The 25310-nt window shown below is 71.6% G+C and carries 20 protein-coding genes and 4 pseudogenes; 13 read left to right on the top strand and 11 right to left on the bottom strand.

Annotation, left to right across the window (positions count from 1 at the left end; translation table 11 throughout):
- Nucleotides 1–17 precede the first annotated feature (17 nt).
- Nucleotides 18–344 carry a signal peptidase II gene (locus LHA35_RS22805; protein WP_338050954.1) on the top strand — a complete coding sequence of 109 codons (327 nt, stop codon included), beginning with the start codon at nt 18–20 and terminating at the stop codon, nt 342–344.
- Nucleotides 345–387: 43 nt separating this feature from the next.
- Here the strand turns inward: LHA35_RS22805 and LHA35_RS22800 are convergent.
- A pseudogene (locus LHA35_RS22800) lies at nt 388–809 on the bottom strand (transposase); the annotation flags it as partial.
- Between the two features lie 182 nt (nt 810–991).
- Between LHA35_RS22800 and LHA35_RS22795 the strand changes: the two are divergent.
- A protein-coding gene (locus tag LHA35_RS22795) for an IS630 family transposase (RefSeq protein ID WP_456316090.1) occupies nt 992–1937 on the top strand; the annotation gives its coding sequence in 2 pieces (ribosomal slippage) (nt 992–1341 and nt 1340–1937; 948 coding nt in all).
- Between the two features lie 185 nt (nt 1938–2122).
- Here LHA35_RS22795 and LHA35_RS22790 read toward each other — a convergent pair.
- On the bottom strand, nt 2123–2323 hold the full coding sequence (locus LHA35_RS22790; RefSeq protein ID WP_226612450.1) for a hypothetical protein: 201 nt from the start codon (nt 2321–2323) through the stop codon (nt 2123–2125).
- A 134-nt stretch (nt 2324–2457) separates the two neighbouring features.
- On the opposite strand from LHA35_RS22790, the gene LHA35_RS22785 reads away from it, so the two are divergent.
- The 6 genes from LHA35_RS22785 (at nt 2458) to LHA35_RS22760 (ending at nt 7326) form a co-directional block, all read left to right on the top strand.
- On the top strand, nt 2458–2895 hold the full coding sequence (locus LHA35_RS22785; RefSeq protein WP_338050952.1) for a TFIIB-type zinc ribbon-containing protein: 438 nt from the start codon (nt 2458–2460) through the stop codon (nt 2893–2895).
- 104 nt (nt 2896–2999) lie between these two features.
- Nucleotides 3000–4496, top strand: coding sequence for a phospholipase D-like domain-containing protein (locus tag LHA35_RS22780; RefSeq protein ID WP_226612448.1), 1497 nt, complete (start codon nt 3000–3002; stop codon nt 4494–4496).
- 12 nt (nt 4497–4508) lie between these two features.
- Nucleotides 4509–5132, top strand: coding sequence for a DedA family protein (locus tag LHA35_RS22775; protein WP_226612446.1), 624 nt, complete (start codon nt 4509–4511; stop codon nt 5130–5132).
- Nucleotides 5132–6061: a cation diffusion facilitator family transporter gene (locus LHA35_RS22770; RefSeq protein ID WP_226612442.1), complete on the top strand. Its 930-nt coding sequence runs from the start codon at nt 5132–5134 to the stop codon at nt 6059–6061. The genes LHA35_RS22775 and LHA35_RS22770 overlap by 1 nt, the downstream gene beginning before the upstream one ends.
- 40 nt (nt 6062–6101) lie before the next feature.
- Nucleotides 6102–6560 (top strand): MgtC/SapB family protein, encoded by a 459-nt coding sequence (locus tag LHA35_RS22765; RefSeq protein WP_226612438.1) that lies wholly within the window; start codon nt 6102–6104, stop codon nt 6558–6560.
- 76 nt (nt 6561–6636) lie between these two features.
- Entirely contained in the window at nt 6637–7326 is a 690-nt protein-coding gene (locus tag LHA35_RS22760; RefSeq protein ID WP_226612436.1) for a ZIP family metal transporter, read from the top strand.
- A 276-nt stretch (nt 7327–7602) separates the two neighbouring features.
- Here LHA35_RS22760 and LHA35_RS29100 read toward each other — a convergent pair.
- The 7 genes and pseudogenes from LHA35_RS29100 to LHA35_RS22730 form a co-directional block, all read right to left on the bottom strand.
- Nucleotides 7603–8475, bottom strand: a pseudogene (locus tag LHA35_RS29100) (hypothetical protein); the annotation flags it as partial.
- A 93-nt stretch (nt 8476–8568) separates the two neighbouring features.
- Nucleotides 8569–9672: pseudogene (locus LHA35_RS29095) on the bottom strand (AAA family ATPase); the annotation flags it as partial.
- Nucleotides 9673–10037: 365 nt separating this feature from the next.
- Complete coding sequence (locus tag LHA35_RS22750) at nt 10038–11354, bottom strand: MFS transporter (protein WP_226612432.1); 1317 nt, start codon at nt 11352–11354, stop codon at nt 10038–10040.
- Nucleotides 11355–11392: 38 nt separating this feature from the next.
- A complete protein-coding gene (locus LHA35_RS22745; RefSeq protein ID WP_226612430.1) occupies nt 11393–14662 on the bottom strand; it encodes an efflux RND transporter permease subunit in 3270 nt (1089 codons plus the stop codon).
- A gap of 12 nt (nt 14663–14674) precedes the next feature.
- On the bottom strand, nt 14675–15898 hold the full coding sequence (locus tag LHA35_RS22740; protein ID WP_226612428.1) for an efflux RND transporter periplasmic adaptor subunit: 1224 nt from the start codon (nt 15896–15898) through the stop codon (nt 14675–14677).
- Complete coding sequence (locus LHA35_RS22735; protein WP_226612426.1) at nt 15895–17241, bottom strand: TolC family protein; 1347 nt, start codon at nt 17239–17241, stop codon at nt 15895–15897. The genes LHA35_RS22740 and LHA35_RS22735 overlap by 4 nt, the downstream gene beginning before the upstream one ends.
- Before the next feature lie 72 nt (nt 17242–17313).
- Entirely contained in the window at nt 17314–17676 is a 363-nt protein-coding gene (locus tag LHA35_RS22730) for a hypothetical protein (RefSeq protein WP_226612419.1), read from the bottom strand.
- 95 nt (nt 17677–17771) lie between these two features.
- Here LHA35_RS22730 and LHA35_RS22725 point away from each other — a divergent pair, with 95 nt between their 5' ends.
- The gene (locus tag LHA35_RS22725; RefSeq protein ID WP_226612417.1) at nt 17772–18050 is read left to right on the top strand and encodes a metal-sensing transcriptional repressor; all 279 of its coding nucleotides are present in this window, start codon (nt 17772–17774) and stop codon (nt 18048–18050) included.
- A gap of 102 nt (nt 18051–18152) precedes the next feature.
- Here LHA35_RS22725 and LHA35_RS22720 read toward each other — a convergent pair whose 3' ends face one another.
- Nucleotides 18153–18725, bottom strand: a complete 573-nt coding sequence (locus tag LHA35_RS22720) for a recombinase family protein (RefSeq protein ID WP_226612413.1) — start codon at nt 18723–18725, stop codon at nt 18153–18155.
- Between the two features lie 136 nt (nt 18726–18861).
- On the opposite strand from LHA35_RS22720, the gene LHA35_RS22715 reads away from it, so the two are divergent.
- Nucleotides 18862–21819, top strand: coding sequence for a Tn3 family transposase (locus LHA35_RS22715; protein WP_226612409.1), 2958 nt, complete (start codon nt 18862–18864; stop codon nt 21817–21819).
- Nucleotides 21820–21903: 84 nt separating this feature from the next.
- Here LHA35_RS22715 and mobQ read toward each other — a convergent pair.
- Nucleotides 21904–23184 (bottom strand): annotated as a pseudogene (gene mobQ / locus LHA35_RS22710) (MobQ family relaxase); the annotation flags it as partial.
- Nucleotides 23185–23489: 305 nt separating this feature from the next.
- On the opposite strand from mobQ, the gene LHA35_RS22705 reads away from it, so the two are divergent.
- The 3 genes from LHA35_RS22705 to LHA35_RS22695 all read left to right on the top strand — a co-directional run.
- Nucleotides 23490–23825: a conjugal transfer protein TraD gene (locus LHA35_RS22705; RefSeq protein WP_226612501.1), complete on the top strand. Its 336-nt coding sequence runs from the start codon at nt 23490–23492 to the stop codon at nt 23823–23825.
- Nucleotides 23826–23829: 4 nt separating this feature from the next.
- The gene (locus tag LHA35_RS22700; RefSeq protein ID WP_338050957.1) at nt 23830–24141 is read left to right on the top strand and encodes a conjugal transfer protein TraD; all 312 of its coding nucleotides are present in this window, start codon (nt 23830–23832) and stop codon (nt 24139–24141) included.
- Nucleotides 24138–25310 (top strand): type IV secretory system conjugative DNA transfer family protein (locus LHA35_RS22695; protein ID WP_226612402.1); only part of this gene is annotated, 1173 nt, incomplete at its 3' end. The genes LHA35_RS22700 and LHA35_RS22695, both read left to right, overlap by 4 nt.

Here is a 25310-nt window from a genome sequence, read left to right as displayed (position 1 = left end):
TCGTGACGGTAAGGCTGATGTACCTGCTGAACCTCCGGCTCGGCTTCAACACGGGCGTCGCCTTTCTCGGCTGCTGGCTCTGGCGGACCCGGTCAGGCGCCGAGGCCCTTGGGCTCGGCCTCGTGATCGGTGGCGCCCTCGGCAACATTCTCGACCGGCTGCGGCAGGGCGCGGTGACCGACTTCGACGCCCATTGCGGCGGCTGGCACTGGCCCACCGTCAACGTGGCGGACGTCGGCATCGTGTGCGGCGTCGGCCTCCTCCTCATATCGGCCTTGCAGCCGACGGCTCCGAAGGTCGCCGGGCACGCGACGCCCGCTGGAAGGGAGGCTAGGTTCCTGTGACCTACCGCCGAACCGTTCTCCTTGAGACCATGGCCACGCAGCTCGCGACGCCGGTCGCCTCGGCGACGGCCTTCACCGCGAACCGTCCCGAGGCGGCGGTGGCCCGCGCAGCAGCAATCTTTTTTTGGGGCCGGCGTGCTGCAGCGCCTCTTTCAGGATCTCCGCCTCGAGCGTCTTCTTGCCGAGCAGGCGGTGCAGCTCGCGCACCTGCTCCTGGAGGGCGCGGTGGTCGGAGGCGGGCACCACCTCCTCCCCGGCCGCCGCCGCGGTGAAGGCGCCGTGGGCGGCCAGCCTGCGCCAGGTGAAGAGCTGGTTCGGGTTCACCCCATGGCGCCGGGCCACGAGGCTGACGGAGGCGCCCGGCTCGTGGCTTTCCTCCACCATCCGCATCTTCTCGGCCGCGCTCCAGCGCCGCCGCCGCTGCACGGAGGTGATGACCTCCACCTTCTCGGGAGCGTCAGTCATACGCACGGTCATACTCCTACCCCTTACGGGAGTTGGAGACCGTGCCCGGTCAGTTAGGGGGCAGCTTCACATACCCGCTTGCTCCTCTAGAGCGTGATTCTTTCTGACGGAATCGGATTTGGGATTCCGGCGCGGTTGGATTTCTGATTCAAGCTGCTGGCTGGGTTGGGGGCCAGCAGCGCATGACCCGAGCCTTGTCCCGAGACCTGCGCGATCGCGTCGTGGCGGCGATGCGAGAGGGCGCGACGGCGCGCGAGGCAGCAAAGACCTTCTCGGTGAGTGCGGCGAGCGCCGTGCGCTGGTTGCAGCTTTCCCGCATGACGGGCAGCACGGCACCGCGGCCACACGTCGCGCGGCGTCGCCCGGTGCTGCTGGACCAGCGGGACTGGCTGCTGGCGCGGATCTCGGCCGCACCTGATCTGACGGTCCGTGCACTGCGGGCCGAGCTGGCCGAGGTGCGGGGCATTGAAGTGGGCTACGGCGCGGTCTGGCGATTTCTCGCCCGTGAGCAACTGACCTTCAAAAAAAAGCCTGCACGCCGCCGAACAGAGTAGGCCCGACGTCGCCCGCAAACGCGAACGCTGGCGCCGTCATCAGAAGCGCATCAACCCGGCCCGCCTGGTCTTCATCGACGAGACCTGGGCCAAGACAAACATGACCCGCACTCATGGCCGTGCCCCAAAAGGCCAGCGTCTCGTGGCGCGCGTTCCGCACGGCCACTGGACGACGATGACCTTCCTGGCCGCCCTGCGCTCGGACCGCATCGAGGCGCCTTGCGTGGTCGATGGCCCGATCAACGCTACCATCTTCCTCGCCTGGGTGCAGCAGTTCCTCGTGCCGATCCTCAGGCCTGGCGACGTTGTCGTGCTCGACAATCTCGGCAGCCACAAGGGTCTCGCCGTCCGCCGAGCGATACGGGCAGTGGGCGCCCACCTGCTGTTCCTGCCGCCCTACAGCCCCGACCTGAACCCCATCGAGATGATGTTCGCTAAGCTCAAGACACTGCTCAGGAAAGCCAGCGCCCGCTCCATCGCCGCCGTCTGGCATCGGATCGGAGAACTCCTCACCGAGTTCTCCCCAACCGAGTGCTCAAACTACTTCAGCCATGCAGGCTATGTTACAGTGTAAACGGATCACGCTCTAGTGACTAGAGGATGTAGCAGAGTTCTCCGGCCGGTGAGGATGACTTGCTTGTGCCGGGAACCGAGCTTTGACGCGCTAACCGTCCGTTACGCCGCGCGTTGAAGGTGATGGGCGATGACGTGCCACCACGGCGCGTGGTCGCTCGCGTTGGCAATCAAGCAAGAGAGGAATTAGCCATGCCGCAGGAAAAGCCCGGTCAGCACCATGACCACCCGGGCCACAAGCCCGGCGACCTCGACCAGCACGGCCACCGCGACAAGGCTGGGAAGGAAGTTGCCGGTCAGCACCACGACCACCCCGGCCACACCCCGGGCGACCTCGACCAGCACGGCCACCGCGACCGGAGCGTGTCCGAGAAGCCCGGTCCGCACCACGACCACCCGGGCCACAAGCCCGGCGACCTGGACCCGCACGGCCACCGCGACCGCAGCGCCCCCCCCAAGCCCTGACGCGCGGCTGGCGGGGCCGCCGAACGGCCCCGCCGATCACCGCACCACACGGAGGAATGATGAGCGACGCGACGGCTGACCGGCCGATGGAAGGCATGCCTTGTCCGCGCTGTCGCGTGGACCTTGTGATGAGCGAGCGGCAGGGGATCGAGATCGACTACTGCCCGCGCTGCCGTGGGGTCTGGCTCGACCGGGGAGAGCTGGACAAGATCATCGAGCGCAGCGCGGCGTTCCAGGGTGCGCCTCCGCCGGACACAGTGCCCCAGGCCCAACCCGGGACGCCGGGCGCACCGAGCCCCTGGGTAGCCCCCGGCCAGGGCGCTCCGGGCGGCTACGCCCCCGCTGCCCCTCCTCCGGGATGGGCATACGGCTATGATCAACATGGCGGGCACGGCGGGCATGGGGGACACGGGAGCGGACACGGCAGTGGTCACGGGAGGGATCATGGCCGGCGGAGTGGTCACGACTCCTTTCTCGGCCGGCTCTTCCGCTGAGCGGCGATCAAGGCATCTTGCCTGTAGGGGCTCCTGGGACGCGGGCACCGGAGCAGCACCGGCCAGCTGACCCGGTCCTCCAGCCCGGCGCGACCTGCTGGCGCGTGGCGCGCGCCGACCGCGCCGCCGTCATCGTCGATGCGGCCGCCTACTTTGTCCACCTCAAGGCCGCGGTCCTCCGGGCGCGGCATTCCATCCTCCTCATCGGCTGGGACTTCGATGCCCGCATCGAGCTCGACCGAAGCGGCGAGGCCCCGACCTCCGTGCCCAACCGGATCGGGCGGCTTCTGGACCATGCCGTCCGGCGCAGCCCGGGGCTGCGCGTCTACGTGCTGCGCTGGGACCTCGCCTTCCTCAAGATGCCCTTCCGCGGCACGACGCCGTTCTTCCTCCTCGAATGGCTCGGTGGCCATCGCCTCCACTTCCACCTCGACCGCCACCACCCCCCGAGCGCCTGCCACCACCAGAAGATCGCGGTGATCGACGATGCCGTCGCCTTCTGCGGCGGGATCGACGTCACCGGCGGGCGCTGGGACACCCCTGCACACCGTGACCGTGAACCGCGCCGCACGTGGCCGGGCGGTGCCCCGCACGGCCCCTGGCACGACGTGACGATGGCGGTGGACGGCGAGGCCGCGCGCGCCCTCGGCGACCTCGCCCGGGAGCGCTGGTTCGCCGCCAACGGCTGGCGGCCCGACCCGCCCCCTCCCTGCACCGGCTGCTGGCCGGACGGGCTGGAGCCGACGTTTCGCGACACCGACGTCTCGATCGCGCGAACCCAACCTGCCTACGACGGCCTGCCGGAGGTGCGCGAGATCGAGGCGCTCTACCTCGCCGCGATCGCCTCGGCTCGCCGCAGCATCTACCTCGAGAGCCAATACTTCGCCGCGCACCGAGTCGGCGAGGCCCTGGAGCGGCGGCTCCTCGAACCGGACGGACCGGAGGTCGTCGTGATCAACCCCGAGCGGGCCATAGGCTGGCTGGAGGGGGAGGTGATGGGCGCGGCACGGGCCCTCCTCGTCCGGCGGCTGCGCGAGGCGGACCGCCACGACCGGCTGCGCTTCTGCACGCCCGTCACGGCGGGTGGCAGGGCGATCTACGTCCACGCCAAGGTCCTCGTGGTGGACGACGCGCTCCTGCGGATCGGCTCCTCGAACGTGAACAACCGCTCGATGGGCGTGGACACCGAGTGCGACCTCGCGATCGAGGTCCGGTCACATGACGCGCGGGCGCCCGAGTTGCGCGCCGCGATCCTGCGCGTGCGCGACGGCCTGCTCGCCGAGCATCTCGGGGTCAGCCGCGACGCGTTCGGGGCTGCCCTGCGCGCCGCCGACGGGTCGCTCGTGCGGGCACTGGACAGCTTGGCGCAGCCGTCCGGCCGGACCCTCGTGCGCTTTGAGCCGTCGGATCTGTCGGAATTGGAACGCGAGTTGGGCTCCACACACGCGCTCGACCCGCACCGCCCGGAGCCCATGTCCCGGACCTTCGTCCGTTCCCTGCGTCTCCTCCCCTTGGTCCCACCAGCGTTGGCCGCGTTGGGCGCCGGCGCGCTTGCCTGGCTCTTTTGGCGCGGCCGGACACGGCGGGTCGCGGAAGAGTAGCGGAGGGCGGCGATGTTCGACTGGATCACGGGCCTCGTCGAGCAGGGCGGCTATCTCGGCATCGCCTTGCTGATGCTCGCCGAGAACCTCTTCCCGCCGATCCCCTCCGAGCTGATCATGCCTCTGGCCGGCTTCTCTGCCGCCCGGGGACGGCTCGGCATCGTACCCATCATCCTGTCCGGCACCGCCGGGTCGGTGCTCGGGGCGCTCGCCTGGTACTGCCTCGGGCGGTGGCTGGGACCGGACCGGCTGCGGCGCTTCGCCGCGCGCCACGGCCGCTGGCTCACCCTCTCGCCCGCCGAGGTGGACCGCGCCCGGGAGGCGTTCGCCCGCTGGGGCGCGCCGGCGGTGTTCGCCGGGCGGCTGGTGCCGGCGGTGCGCACCCTCATCTCCGTCCCGGCCGGCATCGCCGCCATGGGCCTGGGCCGCTTCCTCGCCTGGACGACGCTTGGCACCGCGCTCTGGACCGCCTTCCTCGCCGGCATGGGCTATCTCCTGGAGGACCGGTACGACGCGGTGGCCCGCTGGGTGAACCCGATCTCGAACGTCGTCGTGGGCGCCCTCGCCCTCCTCTACCTATACCGGGTGGTCACCTTTCCAGGCGATCGGCCATTGGACACGGAAGGGAAGGGTTGATGCACGGTGGACATGGGCATGCACCAGCTGCGGCCGACGCGCCCGTCGGCTCCTCGGCCGCGGCGCGGCACAAGCGCCGCCTCGCCTGGGCCCTGGGATTGACCTTGACCTACATGGCGGCCGAAGTCGTGGGCGGGCTCCTCACCGGCAGCCTCGCGCTGCTGGCGGATGCGGCGCACATGCTGACCGACGCCGGCGGCCTCGCGCTCGCGCTGCTGGCGATCCGCTTTGGTGAGCGCCCGGCCACCCCGCAGCGGACCTACGGCTACCTCCGCGCGGAAATCCTCTCCGCGCTCGCCAACGCCGTCGTGCTGCTGCTCCTGACCGTCTACATCCTCTACGAGGCCTACCGGCGCTTCGTCGAACCGCCCGAGGTGCTGGGCTGGCCAATGCTGCTCGTCGCGGTGGTGGGGCTCGCGGTCAACCTCGCCAGCATGCGCCTTTTGGCGGGAGGCTCGTCCGAGAGCCTCAACATCCAGGGGGCCTACTTCGAGGTCCTGAGCGACATGCTCGGCTCGCTCGGCGTCATCATCGCCGCCCTTGTCATCATGGCGACGGGCTGGACGCTCGCGGACCCCATCATCGGCGCCGGCATCGGGCTCTTCATCGTGCCGAGGACCTGGAACTTGCTGAGCCAGGCGGCCCACATCCTCTTGGAGGGTGCCCCGCCGCGGGTGGACGTGAAATTGATGGAGCGGGGCATCGGCGAGATCCGCGATGTGGCCGCCGTCCACGATCTCCACGTCTGGACGATCACCTCCGGCCTCGACGCCATGAGCGCGCACGTCGTTGTGCGGAACGGGGCCGACCATGCGCGCGTGCTCCGCGACGTCCGGACCCTCGTGGCGGAGCGCTTCGGGATCGATCACGTCACCGCGCAGGTCGAGGACGAGCGCCTGCGCGAGACCGAGGCGAGGCTGCGGGTGTGAGCGCGACGCCGCTGCCTGCTGGCGCCGGAGGAGGGCCATGATGAGTTCCGCCCTGGGCGTCTGGGGCGACGTGACGACCCACCTCGTGCGCCTGCTCCTCGCCTTCCTCTTCAGCCTGCCCATTGCCTGGAACCGCGAGCGTGAAACCAGGAGCGTCGGGCTGCGCACCTTCCCGATCGTCGCCCTCGCGAGCTGCGGCTTCGTGATGCTCGGGATCGAGGTGCTCGGCGAACGGTCGGTGGGACAGGCGCGCATCCTCGAGGGCCTCATCACCGGCATCGGCTTTATCGGGGGCGGGGCCATCCTCAAGGCCGGCACCACGACCCACGGCACGGCCACCGCGGCGAGCGTCCTCAACACCGGCGTCGTCGGCGGTGCCATAGGCTACGGCTTCTACGACATCGGCCTCGTGCTGGCCCTCGCCAACTTCCTCGTCCTCGTCGCCCTCGGCAGGCTCAAGCAGGACAGTCCGGACAAGCCCGCCGGAACGGGGGGATAGATCCCATTACCTGGTCCGCATCATCTCCGATCCTGACGAGCGAGCCTTGGCCCGAGGGGCGCCGGAGACACGAAGCATGTTGAGCGGCGCCGTCGGCTATACCCTGATCCCGCTGGCCGGGCTGCTCCTGGGTGCCATGGCCGCAGTGGTCCGGCCGCCGGGGCCGCGCGCCACGAGTGCGATCCAACACTTCGCGGCGGGAGTGGTGTTCGCGGCCGCCGCGAGCGAAATCCTGCCGGGGTTGAAGCATCAGGGAGCGGCGTTGCCCATCGCCATCGGCGGGGCGCTGGGAGTGGCCGCCATGCTGCTGGTGAAGGAGGCGGGGCGCCGGGCCGGCGGCTCGGCCGGTCTTGCCGCGATCGGCGCCGTGGACATCTTGATCGACGGCCTCGTGCTCGGCATCGGCTTCGTGGCGGGTCAGCAGCAGGGCCTGTTGCTGACGGTAGCGCTTACCCTGGAAGTCGTGTTCCTGGGACTGACCACCACGCTGGCTTTGAGGGAGCGGATCGCGTCACGCGTCGCGGTGCTCTCGGCGGCAGCCGGGATAGGCCTGTTGCTGCCCGTCGGCGGGTTCCTCGGCAGCCTGGCCGGCACGCTGCCCCGTCCCTATCTGGACGCGTTCTTTGCGTTCGGCTTGGTCGCGCTGCTCTACCTCGTGACGGAGGAGTTGCTCGTGGAGGCGCACGAGCAGCCGGAGACTCCGGCCATCACCGCCGCCTTTTTCGTCGGCTTCCTCGCACTGCTCGTCCTGGAAGAAGCGCTATGATGGCTATGATCACTCCTCAGCCCGGACACCAACACGGCCACTACTCTCTCAGCGTCACATCCGCATCCCTGGCGTAGCCCCAGCCGCTCCCGCTCCGCCTCGCGCTGTCGCTCGGTCGTCCTCTCCACTCCCTTGTGCGCAAGGCGGCTCCGGCTCTCGATCCTGACCACCCGGCTCAGGCCCTCCTCCCCCGCGCGCAGCTCCCGCCCAACCGCGCCTCGTCGTTCCCATGTCGCCCCTCCGCTGCGGCTGGGGCGGCTGGCGTTGCCTGCCACATCACATGCTCAGCCGCGGCCCCTGCCGCTGCCTGTGCTGCTCACGCTCCCGCCGCTGTTCCTCTGGCGTCGGCGGCGGCAGCCCGCGCTTCTGCCGATCCGCGGCCCGGGCCTTCTCCGCCGCCAGCTCCGCCTTCCGCTCGCGCTGCCGCTCCCCCACGCGCCACCCGTGCGAGCGGTGCCGCTCCGCGCCCTCCCTCGCCAGCGACACCCCGCGCGCCAGCCGCGCCAGGTCGCGGGCCTGCGCGGGCTTCGCGCCGGGCACCTCCGCCGCCTCGCCCCGCGACGCCGCCCGCAGCGCGCCGCGCACGCCCTCCTCCCCCAGCCGCGCCCGCGCCGCGTCCAGGAAGCGGCCGATCTCCCCCGCCACCCCGGCCCGCCGCCCGCGCTCCCACGCCAGCGCCACCCGCGCGTCGCGCCGCGCCTCCGCCGCGTGCCAGCCCTCGCCTGGCCGTGCCCGCCGGTCGGCCTCGGCGCGGGCGCGCGCCACGTCCTCCAGCGCCTTCCACGCCGCCGGCGACAGGCCCGGCACCTCCACCGCGTCGCGCCCGCGCTGCTCCGCCACGGCGGAGCGCCACCCCTCGGCCGCGCGCTCCCGGTGCCCCGCCTCGTCCTCCAGGCTCCGCACGACGGAATGCGCCGCGCCGCGCGCGTTCATCCGCTTCCACACTGCCTCCTGCCCGGCGAACCAGCCCTCGCGCCCGTTCAGCCGCCCGAGCGCCTCCGGCCCGGCCTCGCGCAGCCGCGCCGCAGCCCGCCGGAGATCCCCGCCCTCGGCGGCCAGCACGGCATCGAGTTTGGCGCGCGCGGCCTCCGGGTCGCGGTAGGCCGACGCGATCCAGTGCGCCCGGTCCTCGCGGGCCTGGCGCACCTTCGGATCGGCGTCGGCCGCCGCGCGCAGATCGCCGAGCGTCGCGGCGCGGCCGAGGCTGTCGCGGCCCCATGCGTCGTGGAAGGCCGGCAGCAGCGGTGCCGGCGGCGCTTCTCGTGCCGGCTCCGTTCGTACTCTCCTGCCGTCCTCCTCGTCCGGCGCGCGCACGGCGATCTCGCTCCGGGGCGCCAGCGGGTGCAGCCCGCGCCGCTCCGCGAAGGCCGCCACCTGGTCGGGGCCATCGTAGTCGAGCGCGGTGTCCTTCGGCCGTGCCCGCGACAGGGCGCGCGCCAGCCCCTCGCGGTCGCCCATCGCCTCCCGCGACCAGTGCAGCGCCACGCCCTCGCGGTGCCGCGTCAGCGCGACGTAGGCCGCATGCCGGTCCATCCCCGGCCCGGCCAGCACGTGCGCCCGGTCCACCGTCACGCCCTGCGCCTTGTGCACCGTCGCCGCGTAGCCATGGTCCAGGTGGCCGTAGTCGCGGAGGTAGAACGTCACCGCCGCGCCGCGCTCCTTCCCGCCGGCTCCGTCGAGCGCCACCGTCAGCCGCTCCCCGCCGGCCTCGACCGCCAGCACGGTGCCGAGCGCGCCGTTCTTCACCGCGGCGCCGCCGCGCCCGCCTGGCCCGGCGCCGAGCGCGCGCTCGTTGCGCAGGAACATGACGCGGTCGCCGGCAGCCATCGCCCGCGGCCCGGCTTCCGTCTGCACCTGGTGCTCGGTCCCCAGCGCGCCGGTCTCGCGCATCGCCCCGCGCGCCAGCCGGTTCAGCTCCGCCACGTCGGCCCGCGTGTGCGCCAGCATGATCCGGCTCTCGCCTGGACTCTCCCGACGCCCCGCCGCCCAGCCCGCGACAACAGCCGCCCGCGCCTCCTCCTGGCTGCTGTGTCCCCGTACGCCACCGGCTCGCTCGTAGCGGTGCAGGGCGTCGCCGGTGCGGCCTGTCGCCAGCTCCCGCGTGGCGTTCCGCTGCCACCCCTCCCGCTGCCGCCGCACCTCGGCGATCTCGGCCGCGCCGTGCCGCTCCGCCAGCGCCCGGAAGGCGGCGCCGGCCTCGATGGCCTGGAGCTGCTCGGGATCGCCGACGAGCACCACCTTCGCCCCGGCCTCGCGGGCGTGCGTCAGCACCCGCTCCATCTGGCGCGAGCCGACCATCCCGGCCTCGTCCACCACCAGCACGTCGCGCTTGGTGAGGGCAGAGCGTCGGTTGTCAGATAAACAACGCGAAGCTCGAACTTTTCAGGAACGCCGTTGACCGACAGGGAGCGCTACAGCGCACGGCTTCCGCCGCGTTCGACCCTTCTCGGACCTTCAAGTCCGGTCCGCCAAGGTCTGCTCCTGGGAGTGAAGCGGCCGTATGCCGCTGGGTCACAGGACCAATGGCTTCGTGCCCGTTCCGGTCATCTGCCGCGGACGCGACATCCCGGATGCAGACAAAGTGTACCCAGGTGGCTAAATGAAGTGAATGCGAAGCAGGCCCTACGAGCTTCTACGGCGCAAATCGCCATTCCCGAGCGCGATTGAGCCATTGGTCTGTAGAGAGGTGCATGGCGCTACGTATCTGACCATCAGCGTCCCGGCCAGCTGTGGTGCAGGTCGTCAATGACGTAGGCATGTCGATGGTGACGCGCCCCGTCTGTCCCAGTAAGGTGCGGGTGGTCCGGCGGCAGGTCCGCATGGGCATGCTCAACCTCCTCTGCATCCCTCTTCGGCCAAACCACCACTGCCAAGGCGACGCCGGTTGCGGTTACCGCGGCGAGGAGGGCGAAGGTCGTGCCCGTGCCGCGGCCGGCTCCAAGCCATCCGGCCAACGGATAGGTCAGGAGCCAGGACGCGTGTGAGAGCGCGAACTGCGCAGCGAAGAGCGCCGGACGGTCACCCGGATGGGCCGAGCGCCGGAGAAGTCGCCCCGACGGCGTCAGCGCCATGCCGTTGCCAACACCGAGCAAGCACCACAGCGCCAACAGCGTCGGTAGGGCCTGGCTTGCAAAGGGCCCGATCGCCATGCCGACCGCAAGGATCCCGGCGCCGGCCAGCATAATTGGCCGGTCCGGCAACTCCGAGAGCAGGCGCGGCAGCACCAGCGCTGCCAGCATGGAGCCCGAGCCATAGGCGGCGAGCGCCCAGGCCACCTCTCGGTCACCGAGGCCGAGATTGGCCTTCACCAGCACGACGGTGTTGACAATCACCATCGCGCCCGCCGCCGCAACGGCGAGGTTCAGCGCCAGCAACCCGCGCAGGCGCGGGGTTGCCAGGTAGATGCGGGCGCCGCGCGTGGTGCGGCCCCAGGCACTCTCGGCGCGCTCCGGCGGCCTGGGCGAAGGCAGGACGACGGAGACGACCATCGCCGCGGAGGCAAGGAAGCCGAGCGCCGTCCCGGCGAACAGCCAGTTGAAACTGATGACGGTCAGCAGCGCCGCGGCGAGCGCCGGACTGGCGAGAGATTCCAGATCATAGGCCAGGCGTGAGAGGGAGAGCGCCTTGGTGTACTCTGCCTCCTCCGGGAGCACGTCGGGGATGGTGGCCTGGAAGGTCGGAGTAAAGGCGGCTGAGCAGGACTGCAGGACGAAGATCAAGACGTAGATCTGCCAAATCTCGGTGACGAAGGGCAGCACCAGCGCGACAGCGGCCCGCACCAGGTCCAGCGTCACGAGCAGTGTCCGCCGTGGCACGAGATGGACGAAGGCGCCGGCAACGGGGGCGATTCCGACATAGGCAACCATCTTGATAGCCAGCGCCGTGCCGAGCACCGCACCCGCCTCGGCGCCCGCCAGTTTGTAGGCCAGCAGGCCGAGCGCAACGGTGGCGAGACCAGTGCCGACCAGGGAGAGCACCTGCGCGAGGAACAGATGACGGTAGACGGGGTGGGTCAGGGGACTGAGCATGGACGGACCTCGATCTCGCGGGGGATAGTCGACAGCGGTCACTCAGCGGCCGGGTGCGCTGCCAGGTTCGGTGCGTTGGGTAAGGTGGCCGGCACGGTCACAGCGCTGCCGAATCGGGCGTAAAGCGCCGGCAGCACCAGCAGCGTCAGCAGCGTGGCGGTGATCAGGCCGCCGATGACGACCGTTGCGAGCGGCTTTTGTACCTCCGCCCCGGCACCGGTGGCGACCGCCATCGGCACGAAACCGAGCGAAGCGACCAGCGCCGTCATAATGACGGGGCGGAGCCGGTCGATGGCACCACGCAGGATGGCCTCGCGCTGTGGTAGCCCCTCTGCGACCAGCTGCTTGACATGGGTCAGCATGACTAGGCCGTTCAGCACGGCAACACCGGAGAGCGCGACGAAGCCGACCACAGCGGTAACCGAGAGCGGCATATCGCGCAGCCAGAGCGCCACGATGCCACCGGTCAGCGCCAGGGGCACCGCGCTGAACACCAGCAGGGCGTCGCGCGGCGAGCCGAGGGCAGTGTAAAGCAGCAGGAAGATCAGGAAGAAGCAGCCCGGCACGACGACCATCAGGCGGGCCCGGGCCGCGGTCAGGTTCTCGAACTGCCCGCCCCAGGTGAGCCAGTAGCCCGGTGGTACCCGGACCTCCCGCTCCACCCGAGCCTGCGCCTCGGCCGCTAGCGAAGCGATGTCACGCCCGCGGACATTCGCCGTTACTACGACCCGCCGCTTGCCGTTCTCCCGGCTGACCTGGTTCGGACCCTCGGTGAATCGAAAGCTCGCCAAACTCCGCAACGGTACAGATTGCGGCATCGCGGACGCCCGCTCGCTGCCGGGGCGCTCGGCGCGCGGCAAGGGGACGGGTAGGTTCCGCAGCGCCTCCAGGTCGTCCCGCACCGCATCTGGCAGGCGGACCACGATGGGGAAGCGCCGGTCGCCCTCTAGGATGAAACCAGCCTCCCGGCCGCCGATGGCGGCGCCGATCACGTCCTGCACTGCCGCGACGGTCAGGCCGCGCCGAGCGATCTCAGCCTTGTCCACCGTGATCTCGAGGAAGGGCAGGCCCGCCGCCTGCTCGACCTTCACGTCTTCGGCGCCCGGGATGCTGCCGAGCACCGCGGCGATCTGGTTGGCGGTCCGCAGCATTGGACCGAACTCGTCGCCGAACACCTTCACCGCGACGTCGCCGCGCACGCCCGCCAGCAACTCGTTGAAGCGCATCTGGATCGGTTGGCTGAACTCCGGACCGTTGCCCGGCAGCCGGGCGATGGCTGCCTCGACGCGGCGGATCAGCTCGTCCTTGGGCAGCGACGGATCGGGCCACTCGGCGCGCGGTTTCAGCATGACATACGCATCGGCGGCGTTCGGCGGCATCGGATCGGCACCGAGATCCGCCGTCCCAGCCTTGGAGAAGACATGCGAGACCTCGGGAAGGCGGAGAATGGCGCGCTCCATGCCGAGCTGCATCTCCTGCGACTGGCTGAGCGAGGTGCTGGGGATGCGCACCGCCGCGACCACGATGTCACCCTCGTCAAGCTGCGGCATGAAGTCCTGACCGAGCTGGCCGGCCAGCAGCACCGAGCCGGCGAAGAGCGCAGCGGCGGCACCCACGACCAAAAGTGGCCGCCGCACCGCATGGCGGAGCGCCGGGGCATAGCCCTGCTTGGCGGCACGGATCAGGAAATTGTCGGTTTCCGACACCCGGCCGGTCACCGCGATCGCCACCATCGCCGGCACGAATGTGAGCGAGAGGACGAAGGCGGCGCCAAGAGCGATGACGACGGTCAGCGCCATGGGCGCGAACATCCGTCCCTCGACCCCGGTGAGGGTGAGGAAAGGCACATAAACCAGGATGATGATGGCCTGACCAAAGACCGAGGGCCGGATCATCTCCCGCGCCGAGGTGACCACTGTCTGCAGCCGCTCCTCCAGCGACAGTGGGCGTCCTTCGTCACGCTGGCGTTCCGCCAGGTGCCGCAGGCTGTTCTCGGCGATGATGACCGCGCCATCGACGATCAGGCCAAAATCGAGAGCGCCGAGGCTCATCAGGTTGGCACTGATACCGGCCTCGACCATGCCGGTGACGGTCAGCAGCATGGTCACCGGGATGACCATCGCCGTGATAACCGCAGCGCGCAGGTTGCCGAGCATCAGGAACAACACCGCAACGACCAGCGCTGCACCCTCCGCGAGGTTCTTCGCCACGGTGTAGATGGTGGCGTTCACCAGGCCGGAGCGGTCGAGCATGGTCCGCGCCTGGACGCCAGGCGGCAGCGACCGGCTGATTTCCTTCAACTTGGCGCCGACCGCCTGCGCCACGGTCCGGCTATTGCCGCCGACCAGCATCAGCGCCGTGCCTACCACCACCTCATGGCCGTTGAGGCTTGCGCTGCCCGTGCGCAGCTCACGACCGATGGAGACCTCGGCGACATCCTTCACCCGCACGGGCACGCCGCCCTCGCGCGTGGCAACGACCACCTCGCCAATCTCAGCCATGGATTCAAGACGCCCGGCGGAGCGGACCACATAGCCCTCACCGTTGCGCTCAAGGTAGCGGGCGCCGCGGCTGACATTGTTCCTCTCCAACGCGGCGGCGATATCCTCGAAACCGAGCCCGAGCGCGACGAGGCGGTTCGGGTCTGGCTGCACGTGGTATTGCTTGGCGTGGCCACCGAGCGAGTCCACCCCGGCGACACCGGGCACCGTGCGCATCTGCGGCCGGATGATCCAGTCCTGCAGGGTGCGCAGGTAGGCGCCCCGCTCCAGGTCGGTGGTTAACCGCTCGCCTTCCGGCGTCAGATAGCTGCCATCGGACTGCCAACCTGGCCTGCCGTCGCGCACCGGGGCGCCCTGACCCCGAGGCAGGAAGTCGAGCGCCCACATGTAGATCTCGCCGAGGCCGGTCGAGACCGGTGTCATCTGCGGCTCGATACCGTCCGGCAGAGTATCCCGTGCCTGCGCCAAGCGCTCCATCACCTGCTGCCGGGCGAAGTAGACGTCCACGTTGTCATGGAAGACGGCGGTGACTTGGGAAAAGCCATTGCGCGAGAGCGAGCGCGTGGTGTCCAGCCCCGGAATGCCGGCCAAGGCCGTTTCGACGGGATAGGTGACAAGTCGCTCGATCTCGTAGGGCGAGAGAGCAGGTGCGACGGAGTTGACCTGCACCTGCCGGTTGGTGACGTCGGGCACAGCGTCGATCGGCAACATTTGTAGCGAGCGGATGCCGAAACCCGCACAGGCGAGCGTCAGCAGGACGACCAGCCAGCGCTGGTGGACGGAGAAGTCGAGGATGGGGGCGATCATGGTGGGCGCCCCCTAATCGTCGCTGCCGGCTCGGAGCTCGGCTTTCAGTAAGAAGGTCTTGGTGACGGCGATCAGCTCGCCCGCGGCCAGGCCGGAGACCACCTCCACGGCACGGTCGTCACCGCGCCCGAGGGTCACCTCCCGTTTCTCGAAGCCCCCATCCGTGCGGACGAAGACCACGGGACGGTTGTCGACCGTCTGAAGAGCCTCCCGGGGGAGCAGCAGTTGCACCTGCTGTTCTGCCGTCTGGACCGTGGCGGAGACGAAGATGCCGGGTCGCCAGGTGCCATCCGGGTTCGGCATCTCGGCGACTGCCCGCGTCGCCCGAGTCTGGCTGTCCAGCGTCGGGCTGATGAAGATGAGGTGCGCCTCGCCGCGCAGGTCGGGCACCGGGCCAGTCACGGTGACCGCCTGCCCCTCGCGCACGAAGGCGAGGTCCGTGGCCGGGACTGCCGTCTCCACCCAGACCGTGGAAAGGTCGACTACGACGAAGGCCTGCGTCTCCGGCGAGACCGCGCCGCCGAGGTCCACGTTCCTTTCCGTCACCCGTCCTGCGATGGGCGCCCGGATTTCCTTGCGTGGCAAAGCGGAGGCAGGCTGGCGGGCGAGAATGGAGACCTCCACCTCGCCCAGGCCGAGCGCGGCCAGCTTCTGCTGGGTGAGGTCAACCCGGATGCGCGCCGCGTCCCAGTCGGCCCTGGCCTTGAGGAAGTCCTGCTCGGCCGTGACCCGCCGGTCCCACAGGCGCTTCTCACGGTCGAAGACAGTACGAGCCAACTGCTCGGCGCGCTGGGCAGCAAGAAATTCGGACTTGGCGTCGGCGATCTCGCGGCTATCGACCACCGCTAACAGGTCGCCGGCCGCGACCTGATCGCCGGGACGCCGGCGCAGCTCAGCCACGATGCCGGACACGCGGGCCGGAACGCGAACCAAACGGTCGGCGCTGGCGGTGACGGTGCCGGGCACGTGAATGTCGCGGGCGATGGTGCCGCCACCAGCGGGCTGCACCCGGATGCCGAGCTCCTGCACCTGCCGTTCATCCATACGGACGACACCCTCCGGCGTCGGCTCCTCGTCAGCCGCAGGACGTTTGGCGGGCTGCGGCGCCGCCACTTGGTCGGTCGTGGTGGTGCCGACGACGCGGTGGAGCACGCCCGCGACCGGCGGCATGGCCGCGATGGCGATGCCCATGAGGCCGGCCGCCGTGCCGACGAGCAAGGTGGACCGGGTCGTCATGGGCGGCCTCCTGTCAGGCTCGGCACATCGGGAAGGGCTGGACCGCCAGAAAGCCGATCCGACTCGGCGCGGCGGAGATGGACATCACGCAGGGCAGCGTTCAGCTGAGTCCGGGCCTCCAACAGGGTGCGCTGCGCATCCAGCACCTCAAGGAAGGAGAAGCGGCCCGCCGCATAGCCTTCGCGTGCGAAGCCGAAGGCCTGCTCGGCGCCGGGCACCACAACACGCCGCAGGCCCTCAGCTTCCCGCCAAGCGGTCGTCAACCGCTGCCCCGCATCGGTCAGCGAGGCGGTCAGAGCACGCTGGTTCAATTCGGCGACGCGCTCGGTGCGCGTCCGGTCGGCCCCGGCGCGGGCGATGTTGCCCTGGTTGCGGTCAAAGACCGGAAGCGGCACTGAGAGGTTCAGCACTACGGCAGTGTCGCGGCTGTCGGCGAAGCGGCGCAGGCCGGCGCCGACCGTCACGTCGGGAATGGCGCGGCGGCGCTCCAGATCGAGGATGGCATCGGCACGGGCGACCTCGTCGCGCCAGCGGACGAAGTCCGGGTTGCCGACTGGGTCGAGCGGCGCCCGGCCGGCCGGGTCGGGTCCGATGTCGTCGAACCAGCGGTCCGAGGGCCCGAGTTCGACCTCGCTCGCTGCCAGCACCACAGCCAGGGCCCGCTGCGCCACCTCCGCCTCGCGCTCTGCGCGGCTGCGGGCGATGCGGGCCGTCGAGAGGGACACCTCGGCACGGCGTTGCTGCAGCAGCGGCTCTCGCCCGGCGCTCACCCGCTCGCGGGCGGCGCGGAGCACCTCCTCTGCGAGCCTGACGCCCTCTGCGGCAATCCGTGTAGCCCGGCGGGCGGCAGTCGCCTCGGCATAGGCTTGGCGCGCCGCCCGGACCACATCGAGGCGGATGGCGACCAGGTCGCGCCCGGCCAGCGTGACCTCAGTGCGGGCGACGCCGACGCGGGCGCCACGCTGGCCGCCGACCTCCAAGCGCTGGGCCAACTGGTAGGTGGTCTCCGCCGCCTCGGTGCCGCGGTAGCGCCCGCTGCCACCGATGTTCTCGGCCGACAGTCCGAGGGCAGGGTTCGGCAAGAGGCCGGCCTGGGTCAGATTGCCGCGGCTGGCAGCGACCCCGGCTTCCGCTGCGCCGAGAACGGGCGAACGCCGTAGCGCCGCGGCGACAGCCTCCTCGGGGGAAGTGACCCGGATAGTCCCATTGACGCCGACGGTGCGGGCCCTGGTCTCGGCCGAGGCCGGCCAAGGGGCGGCGCCAGCAAGCAGAAAAGCCAAACTGAACGTCGCCAGCGTAGCCCCACGGCGGCGCCGCGGGTTGAAGTGATCTTGCAGAAACATCGGGCCTCAGCCTCGGTCATCGCGGCAGACAATGCAGGACGCCGCAGCAACCCGAGGAGGGAGCCGCGACGGTCAGGCGATGGCTATGGCCCGCGGTGGTCGTCGCAGCCCGGCGGGATCGACGCCCGTCGGCAGCGCGGTGGCTGAAGGAAGGACGACACGGGCGGTTATAGGCGTCACGACCGCAACCATTGGAGGCAGCGGCCGGCCGACCAGACAAACCCGATTGGTGTTACAGATGACCGCCGGATACTTAATCGGGCCGCGGTCGGCCTCGTCGTGGTCAAGCGCGGCCGATTGCTGCAAGGCAACAACCGCCGGCGGCGGAGCGCCGTGTGCACTCCCAAATGCCTCGTGCAGGCCGAGCACCAGCACCGCCAGCAGCATCAGGGCTGCGGCGAAGCGGCGGGCCAATGCGCGGGCGGTCGGTGCCATGTCACTCCTGCGGCGAGCGAAGCCTCTGGCCAGAACCGGCCAGGATGCGCCCGGACAGCTTGACCCTATCCCCCTGGAGGGGATAAGGTCAAGCGATGGCCGAGCCGCACCTCCACCCGAGCCACCCCGAGGTGGTGAAGCGCCTCAAGCGCGCCTCCGGACACCTCTTAGGCGTCATCGAGATGATTGAGGCAGGGCGCTCCTGCCTCGACCTTGCTCAGCAATTACATGCGGTGGAAGCGGCCATCGCCAACGCCAAGCGGATGCTTATTCACGACCATCTCGAGCACTGCCTCGACCATGTCGTGGGTACCGTCCCTAAATCGGACCGTGGCCCGATCGAGGAATTCAAGGCCATCACAAAATATCTCTGAGACGCGGTCCGTCTTGCCGGCACAGGGATTTGGCACGCTGCGATTAGACCAGATCTTCAAACGGCAAACCCTCTACAGCTGCTAACCGCCCAACCACGACCATCATGTCGTGAGGCGATCGGCTCCGGCCCGGCGCAGTTCGCGGTAGACCGTCGAGCGCCCGAGACCGACCTGGCGGGCGGCCGCGGTGGGCGACAGGCCAGCGCCGACCAGCTTCAACGCCGCCTCGGCCCTTTCCCGATCCAGCGGCTGTCGGCCCGGCTGCTTGCCCTTGGCGCGTGCGGCGGCGATGCCGTCGCGCGTGCGTTCGGCGATCAGCCGGCGCTCGAAGTGGGCGATGGCGCCGAACACGTGGAACACCAACTCGCCGGCAGCCGACGAGGTGTCGATCTTCTCCTCCAGGCTGAGCAGCGCGACGCCGCGCTCCTTCAGCATGGCGACGGTCGCCAGTAGCTCGACGAGCGACCGGCCGAGCCGGTCCAGCCGCACGACGGCCAGCGTGTCGCCGCGCCGCGCGTAGTCGAGCAGGGCGCCGAGGCCGGGCCGCTCCATCGAGCGGCCGGAACGGACGTCGGTGAACACCCGGAGGGCGCCGGCCTGGCGCAGCCGCAGCTCCTGCCCGGCGACGTCCTGGTCGCCCGTGGAGACCCGCGCGTAGCCCAGGACATCGCCCATGGTGTCTCCGAACCGTCCGGTTCCTGGACGGCCCGCGCGCCGCCGCGCGGCGCCGGCCGAACCCGTCCACAGATTACGTCTCCCAAATCCGTTGCGTCCACGATCATCATGGGCCTTTCCGGGACGGGGACAGGCCGTGGCACGACGAGATCTGCTGACCGATGCGGAGCGCCGGGAGTTGTTCTGCATCCCGGCCGACCCGGACGGCTTGGCCCGGTGCTTCACCCTGTCGCGCGCCGACCGGGACTTGGTGGCCGCGCGCCGGGGCGATGCCAGCAAGCTCGGGTACGCCGTGCAGCTCGCCCTGCTGCGCCACCCGGGTACGACGCTCGCCAACCTCGGCCAGCCGGTCGAGACCCTGGTGGCCTGGATGGCACGGCGGCTGGAGATCCCGCCGACGGCCTTCGCCCGCTATGCGCGCCGCCCACAGACCGTGACCGACCACGCGCGCGAGCTCGCCGCCGCCCTCGGCCTGCGGCCCGCGACGGGGGCCGACCTGCCGCTCATGGTTGAGGCCGCCGCGGAGGCGGCCCGCGGCACGGATGCGGGCGCGCCGATCGCGGCCGCCGTCGTAGAAGCGCTGCGCAGGGCGCGCGTGATCCTGCCGGCCACAGCGGTGATCGAGCGCGCCGCCATCGCCGGGCGCGCACGGGCCCGCCGGCGCGCGACCGAGGCGGTGCTCGGCGCAGTCACAGAGGCGCAGGTGGCCGAGCTCGAGCGACTGCTGGAAGTGGATACCGCGCTCGGGGTAACGCCTTTCGCCTGGCTCAAGGCGGTGCCGGTCGCACCCAAGGCCGACCACGTCCGCGAACTGCTCGATCGGCTGCGCTTGGCGCGTGCGATCGGCCTGCCAGCCGGGGTCCCCGCGGGTGTGCACGAGGCGCGGCTGGAGCGGTTCGTCCGCGAGGGTCACGCGTCCGACGCCCACCAGCTCGCCCGCTACAGTGCCCGGCGGCGCCGCGCCATCCTCGCGGCCACCGTCGCCGACCTCGAGGCCCGCCTCACCGACGCGGTGCTCGACATGGCCGACCGGCTGATCGGCGGGCTGTTCGCTCGGGCGCGCAACGCCGCGCGCCGCCGCTACGCGGCCAGTGCCGGCGACGTCGGCCGGCTGATGCGCCTGTTCCACGGCACCATCGACGCGCTCGCCGCAGCCCAGGAGGGCGACCTCGACGCCTTCGAGGCCGTGGACGAGGCCGTCGGCTGGGCGAGGCTGCTGCAGGTGCGCGGCGAGGTTGCTGAGCTGGCCGACCTCGCCGAGGAGGATCCGCTGCTGCGCGCGGCCGGACGCTGGCGGACGCTGCGGAAGTTCGCCCCCGACCTGATCGGGGCGCTGGAGTTCCGCGCCGCCCGCGCCGACAACCCGGTGCTGGCCGCCCTGCGGCTGCTCGTCGAGCTGGACCGGTCCGGCCGGCGCGAGGTGCCGCCGGACGCGCCGATGCCGTTCCGCAGGGCGTGGCGCCGCCTGGTCACGGCCGGGGAAACGCCAGACCGCCGGCTCTACGAGACCGCGGTGCTGGCGACGCTGCGCGACCGGCTGCGGTCGGGCGACGTCTGGGTGGAGCGGTCCTCCGGCTACCGCCGCTTCGACAGCTACCTGCTGCCCGCCGGCGGGGTGCCAGCCGCCGTGACGGAGCTCGGCCTGCCGGCGACCGCCGACGAATGGCTGGCGACGCGGGGCGCCGAGCTCGACCGCCGCCTGCGGCACTTCGCACGCCGGCTGAAACGGGGCGAGCTGGAGGGCGTCGAGTTCCGTGACGGCCGGCTGCACGTCGCCCCGGTGCGGGCCTCCGCCCCACCGGAGGCGCTGGCCCTCGCCGGCGCAATCGAGGCGCTGATGCCGGCGGCGCGGATCACCGAGGTGCTGCACGACGTCGCCCGCGCGACCGGCTTCGCCGCGGCCTTCACCAACCTGCGCACCGGCGAGCGCTGCGAGGACGAGAGCGCGCTCCTCGCCGCCGTGCTGGCGGACGCCACCAACCTCGGCCTCGGCCGCATGGCGGCCGCGAGCCACGGCGTGACCCGCGATCGGCTGGTCTGGACGGCCGATGCCTACATCCGCCCGGAAACCTACCGGGCGGCCCTCGCGCGGATCATCGACGCGCACCACGCACTGCCGGTCGCCGCCGCCTGGGGCGACGGCACCACCTCGTCGTCGGACCGGCAGTTCTTCCGCTCGGCCCGGCGCGGCGACGCCGCCGGCGAGGTCAACGCCCGCTACGGCCCGGATCCTGGCCTGGGCTTTTACACGCACGTCTCCGATCAGCATGGGCCTTTCAGCGCGCGGGTCATGTCGGCCACCAGCCACGAGGCGCCCTACGTGCTGGACGGGCTGCTGCACCACGGCACGGCGCTGCGGATCGGTACGCACTTCGTCGACACCGGCGGCGCCTCGGACCACGTCTTCATCCTGTGCGTCATGCTGGGCATCCGCTTCTGCCCGCGCCTGCGCGACTTCGCCGACCGCCGGCTCGCCACCCTGGAGCCCGCCTCCGCCTATGGCGACCTCGCCCCGCTGATGGGCCGGCGGATCAAGGCGGACGTGGCCCGGGAGCACTGGCTCGAGGTGCTGCGGCTCGTCGCCTCGCTGCGCGCCGGCACGGTGCTGCCCTCGGCGATGCTGAAGAAGCTCGCGGCGTACCGCCGGCAAAACCAGCTTGATCTCGCCCTGCAGGAGCTGGGCCGTGTCGAACGCACGCTGTTCATGCTCGACTGGCTGGAATCGCCGCAGCTCCGGCGGCGCTGCCAGGCCGGGCTGAACAAGAGCGAGCAGCGCCACGCGCTGGCTCAGGCGGTATTCACCTTCAAGCAGGGCCGCGTCGCCGACCGCGGCCACGATGCCCAGCAGTTCCGCGCCTCCGGCCTGAACCTAGTGATCGCCGCCATCGTCTACTGGAACTCGACCTACATCACCGACGCCGTCTCACACCTGCGCGCCAAGGGCCAACCGGTGCCGGACGAGCTCCTCGCCCACACCTCCCCGCTGACCTGGGAGCACATCGGCTTCTCGGGCGACTTCCTCTGGGACCGCGCCGCGGCCACCGCCGGACGCCGCCGGCCACTCAGCCAGGGCCGCGGCAGGATGGCCGCATGACCCGTGTTCCAGCCCCGTTCACCCTTCGCGTTGTCCATATAACAACCGACGCTCTGCCCTCTTGGTGAGGCGGTCGCCCTCGCGGCCCTCCTTCCAGCCCCATTCGAGGCTCGCCAGCGTGCGCGATTGAATGCCGCTGCCCGCCGCCAGGCCCTCGGCCGCGATGCCGGACAGCGCGGCCCCGCGCACGCGATAGCCCGCGTCCTCCCATGCCTGGCGCGCGACGCCGAGCATCGCGCTCTTGCCCGTGCCGGCGTAGCCGACGACGAGCGCCAGGTCGGTGCCCCCGGTGACGTGCCGCACCGCCGCCCGCTGCTCGTCGCCGAGCCGCATCCCTCTCACCTCGGCCGAGCGCACCGTGCGCTCGGCCACCACCCGCTCGACCAGGTGCTTGGGGGAGCGCGCGAGTGCGGCCGCCGCGTCCTCCATCCGCTGCTCGACGGCGAGCATGTCGCGCGTCGTGAAGCGCTCCCGCCCGCGCCCATCCTGGCCGAGCCGCACCACCTCCGGCGAGGCTTCCACCTTCGCCATGACGGACGCGAACTGGCCGGCGCCGTCCGTGTGCCGCGACACGAAGCGCGCGAGGTCCTGACGCGTGAAGGTGGACTGCCCCCGGGTGATTGCGTCGAGCGCGACGTTCGGGTCCGCGGCGATCCGCTCGCCGTTGCGCCGCGCGATGGCGTCGTGCTCGGCCCGTCGCTCGGCGTCCTCGCCCCGCTCCGCCCGCCTCTCCCCCGCCGGCCCTACCTTGCCCTGCGGCTCCAGCGCGATCCCCTGGGCGGCCAGGCTGCGATGGTCGATCCGCACCTCGTGCCCCAGCTCGGCGAGGCGCTGGTTCGCCATGTCGGCCCATCGCTCGCGCCAGCCGACGAGCAGCTCGGTGCCGTTCCAGTCGCGCTCCTTCGGCCCGAACCCGTCGCCCTCCACCCGGCGCATCGTCAGCATGACGTGCGCGTGCGGCTGCGCCTCGCCGTCCCGGCCCACGCCCCAGTGCACGTTGAGGTCGGCCACCATGCCGCGGGAGACGAACTGCTCGGCCACGAAGTCCCGCGCCAGCGCGACTGCTTCCGCCCGCGACAGCTCGCGCGGCAGGGCGATCTCCACGTCCCGCGCGAGCTGCGCGTCCCTGCGCCGCTCGCCCGCCTCCACCTCGTTCCACAGCGTCGCGCGGTCGCGCCACCGCTCCGGCGCGCCCTCCGGGGCGAGGATCTCCGAATGGACCACGCCGGCCTTGGCCGTGAAGTCGTGCGCGCGGCCGAGCCGCTCGTCGTGCAGCCGCTCCGCCGCCCGGTAGGCCGCCGCCGCCACGGCGCTGCGGCCCGCGCCACGCCCGATTACCTTGGCGGAGAAGTGGTAGATCGCCACGCGCCCGCCGCCCTCCTGGCTCCGGTGCTCCCGGCCGGCAGCCTAGCAGCCGGCCCGCGCACGTCGCAACGCGACGTATAAGCGCGCACTTCCCTGCTCTCGCCCTGACGGGCTCGGCGGAGTGACGCGGGGTGCGGGCGCTCCTGCCACTATCCGCCGCAACCCTAGGCGTAGCATCCGACCCTTCCGCGTGCGGCATCGAAACATGCCCGCGCCTTCGCTTGTGCATCTCCTCCCAACTTGCCAGCCTGCCGCGAACCCGCGCGGTCCAGCCGATCGCGCGACCAACAGCCGCGGGGGTGACGATGGCCCGTAAGCCACGCGACTACGACACCGAACTCGCCGCCCTCATGGAGCGCGCCAAGAAGCTCAAGGGGCAGAAGACAACCCAGCTCGGCGAGCTGGTCCAGGTCACCGGCGCCGACGCCCTCCCCATCGAGGCCCTCGCCGGCGTGCTCCTCGCCGCCGTCGAGCAATCCAAGAAGCAACCCGAGGCTGTCGCGAGGTGGACCGAACGCGGCGCCGCCTTCTTTCGCGACGGTGCCAAGCGAGGCGGCAAGGGGAAGGCCGGAGCCGGCGAGCCTGCGGGCGGAGTTGGAGCGGCTGGACCGGGCACTCCGGCGGCTGGCGGTGGTGCGTAACCGGATCGAGGCCGCCCGCGCCCGCACCGACACCCGCGATTGGGCGAAGGCCCGCCGCGAGCGCACCCGGCACATGATTGAGCTGGGCGGCCTCGTCGCCAAGGCCGGCTTGGTGGAGCTGACCGACGACGACCGCGCCACGATGCTCGGCACGCTCCTCGAAGCGGCGGCGGGCCTGCGCGGGATGGGCGAGGACGACCCGGAGCACCTCCGCGCGCGCTGGCGCCGGGCGGGGCTGCGCGCCTTCGATGCGGACCGCGAAGCCGCCGCCGCGGCCGGCACGCCGGGGCAGGAGGAAGGGGGTGCCTCGCCGTGAGCGGGGCGCTGCTCGCCGCGTGGCGCGCGGTCGCCTTCACTTGGCGCCTCGGCAACGCCACGGTGCGCGCCGCCACCGCCGGCCTCGTGGGCATGCTCGTGGGCTTCGTGGTATTTGCCGTGCTCGGCCAGTTCGCGCCGGCGGGCTGGGGCGACCTGGTGTGGAGCGGCGGCATCCTGCTGAGCGGCCTCGTCATGGCCACCCTCGGCTTCCTCGCCGCCTTCCGTCGCCCGGCCCCGCCCGACGTGATGGGCTCGGCCGCGTGGATGGGCCAGCGGGAGCTGGCGCGTGACCTCGCCTCCCCCGCCCTCGCCGCCGACCCCGCCGCGCTGCTCGTCGGCCGCGGCGAGGGCCGGGGCCGCGCCTTCGGCCCGCTGCTGCGCCACGCCGGCCCGGCGCACCTCCTCACGGTCGCCCCCACCCGCTCCGGCAAGGGCACCGGCACCGTGCTGCCGAACCTGCTGCTGGCCGACCGGCCCGTGGTCTGCGTGGACCCCAAGGGCGAGAATGCCCGCGTCGCCGCCCGCACCCGCCGGCGCTTCGGCCCGGTGTGGGTCCTCGATCCCTTCGGCGCCTCCGGCCTGCCGGCCGCCTGCTACGACCCGGCCGCGGTCCTCGATCCCGCCTCCCCCGACCTGGCGGACGACGCCGCGACCCTCGCCGACGCGCTCGTCTTCGACCCGCCCGGCCAGGTGGCGGAGGCGCACTGGAACGAGGAGGCCAAGGCGCTGATCGCCGGCCTGCTGATGCACCTCGCCTGCCGCGGCGGGGAAGGCCGACGCGGGCTGCCCGAGCTGCGCCGGCTGCTGACGCTCCCGCCCCGCGAGTGGGACGCCCTGCTCCGCGCCATGGCGGCCGACGCGGACGCCGCCGGCGGCCTGGTGGCCCGCGCCGCCGCCCGCCAGCTCGGCAAGGCCGACCGCGAGGCCGCGGGCGTGCTCTCCTCCGCCCAGCGCCACACCCACCTCCTCGACAGCCCGCGCCTCGCCGCCGCCATGAGTCGCTCCGACTTCCGCTGGCGGGATCTCCGCGACGGCTCGGCCACCGTGTTCCTCGTGCTGCCGCCCAACCGCATGGGCGCCTACGCCCGCTGGCTCCGCCTGCTGGTGGCGCAGGCGGTCGCGGAGCTGGCCCGCGCGCCCCAGCGGCCGGGCGCGCCGCCCGTGCTC

The sequence above is a fragment of the Roseicella aerolata genome, from assembly GCF_020523605.1.
Taxonomy (GTDB): Bacteria; Pseudomonadota; Alphaproteobacteria; order Acetobacterales; family Acetobacteraceae; genus Paracraurococcus; species Paracraurococcus aerolatus.
This window is presented reverse-complemented; position numbering and strand designations above follow the sequence as displayed.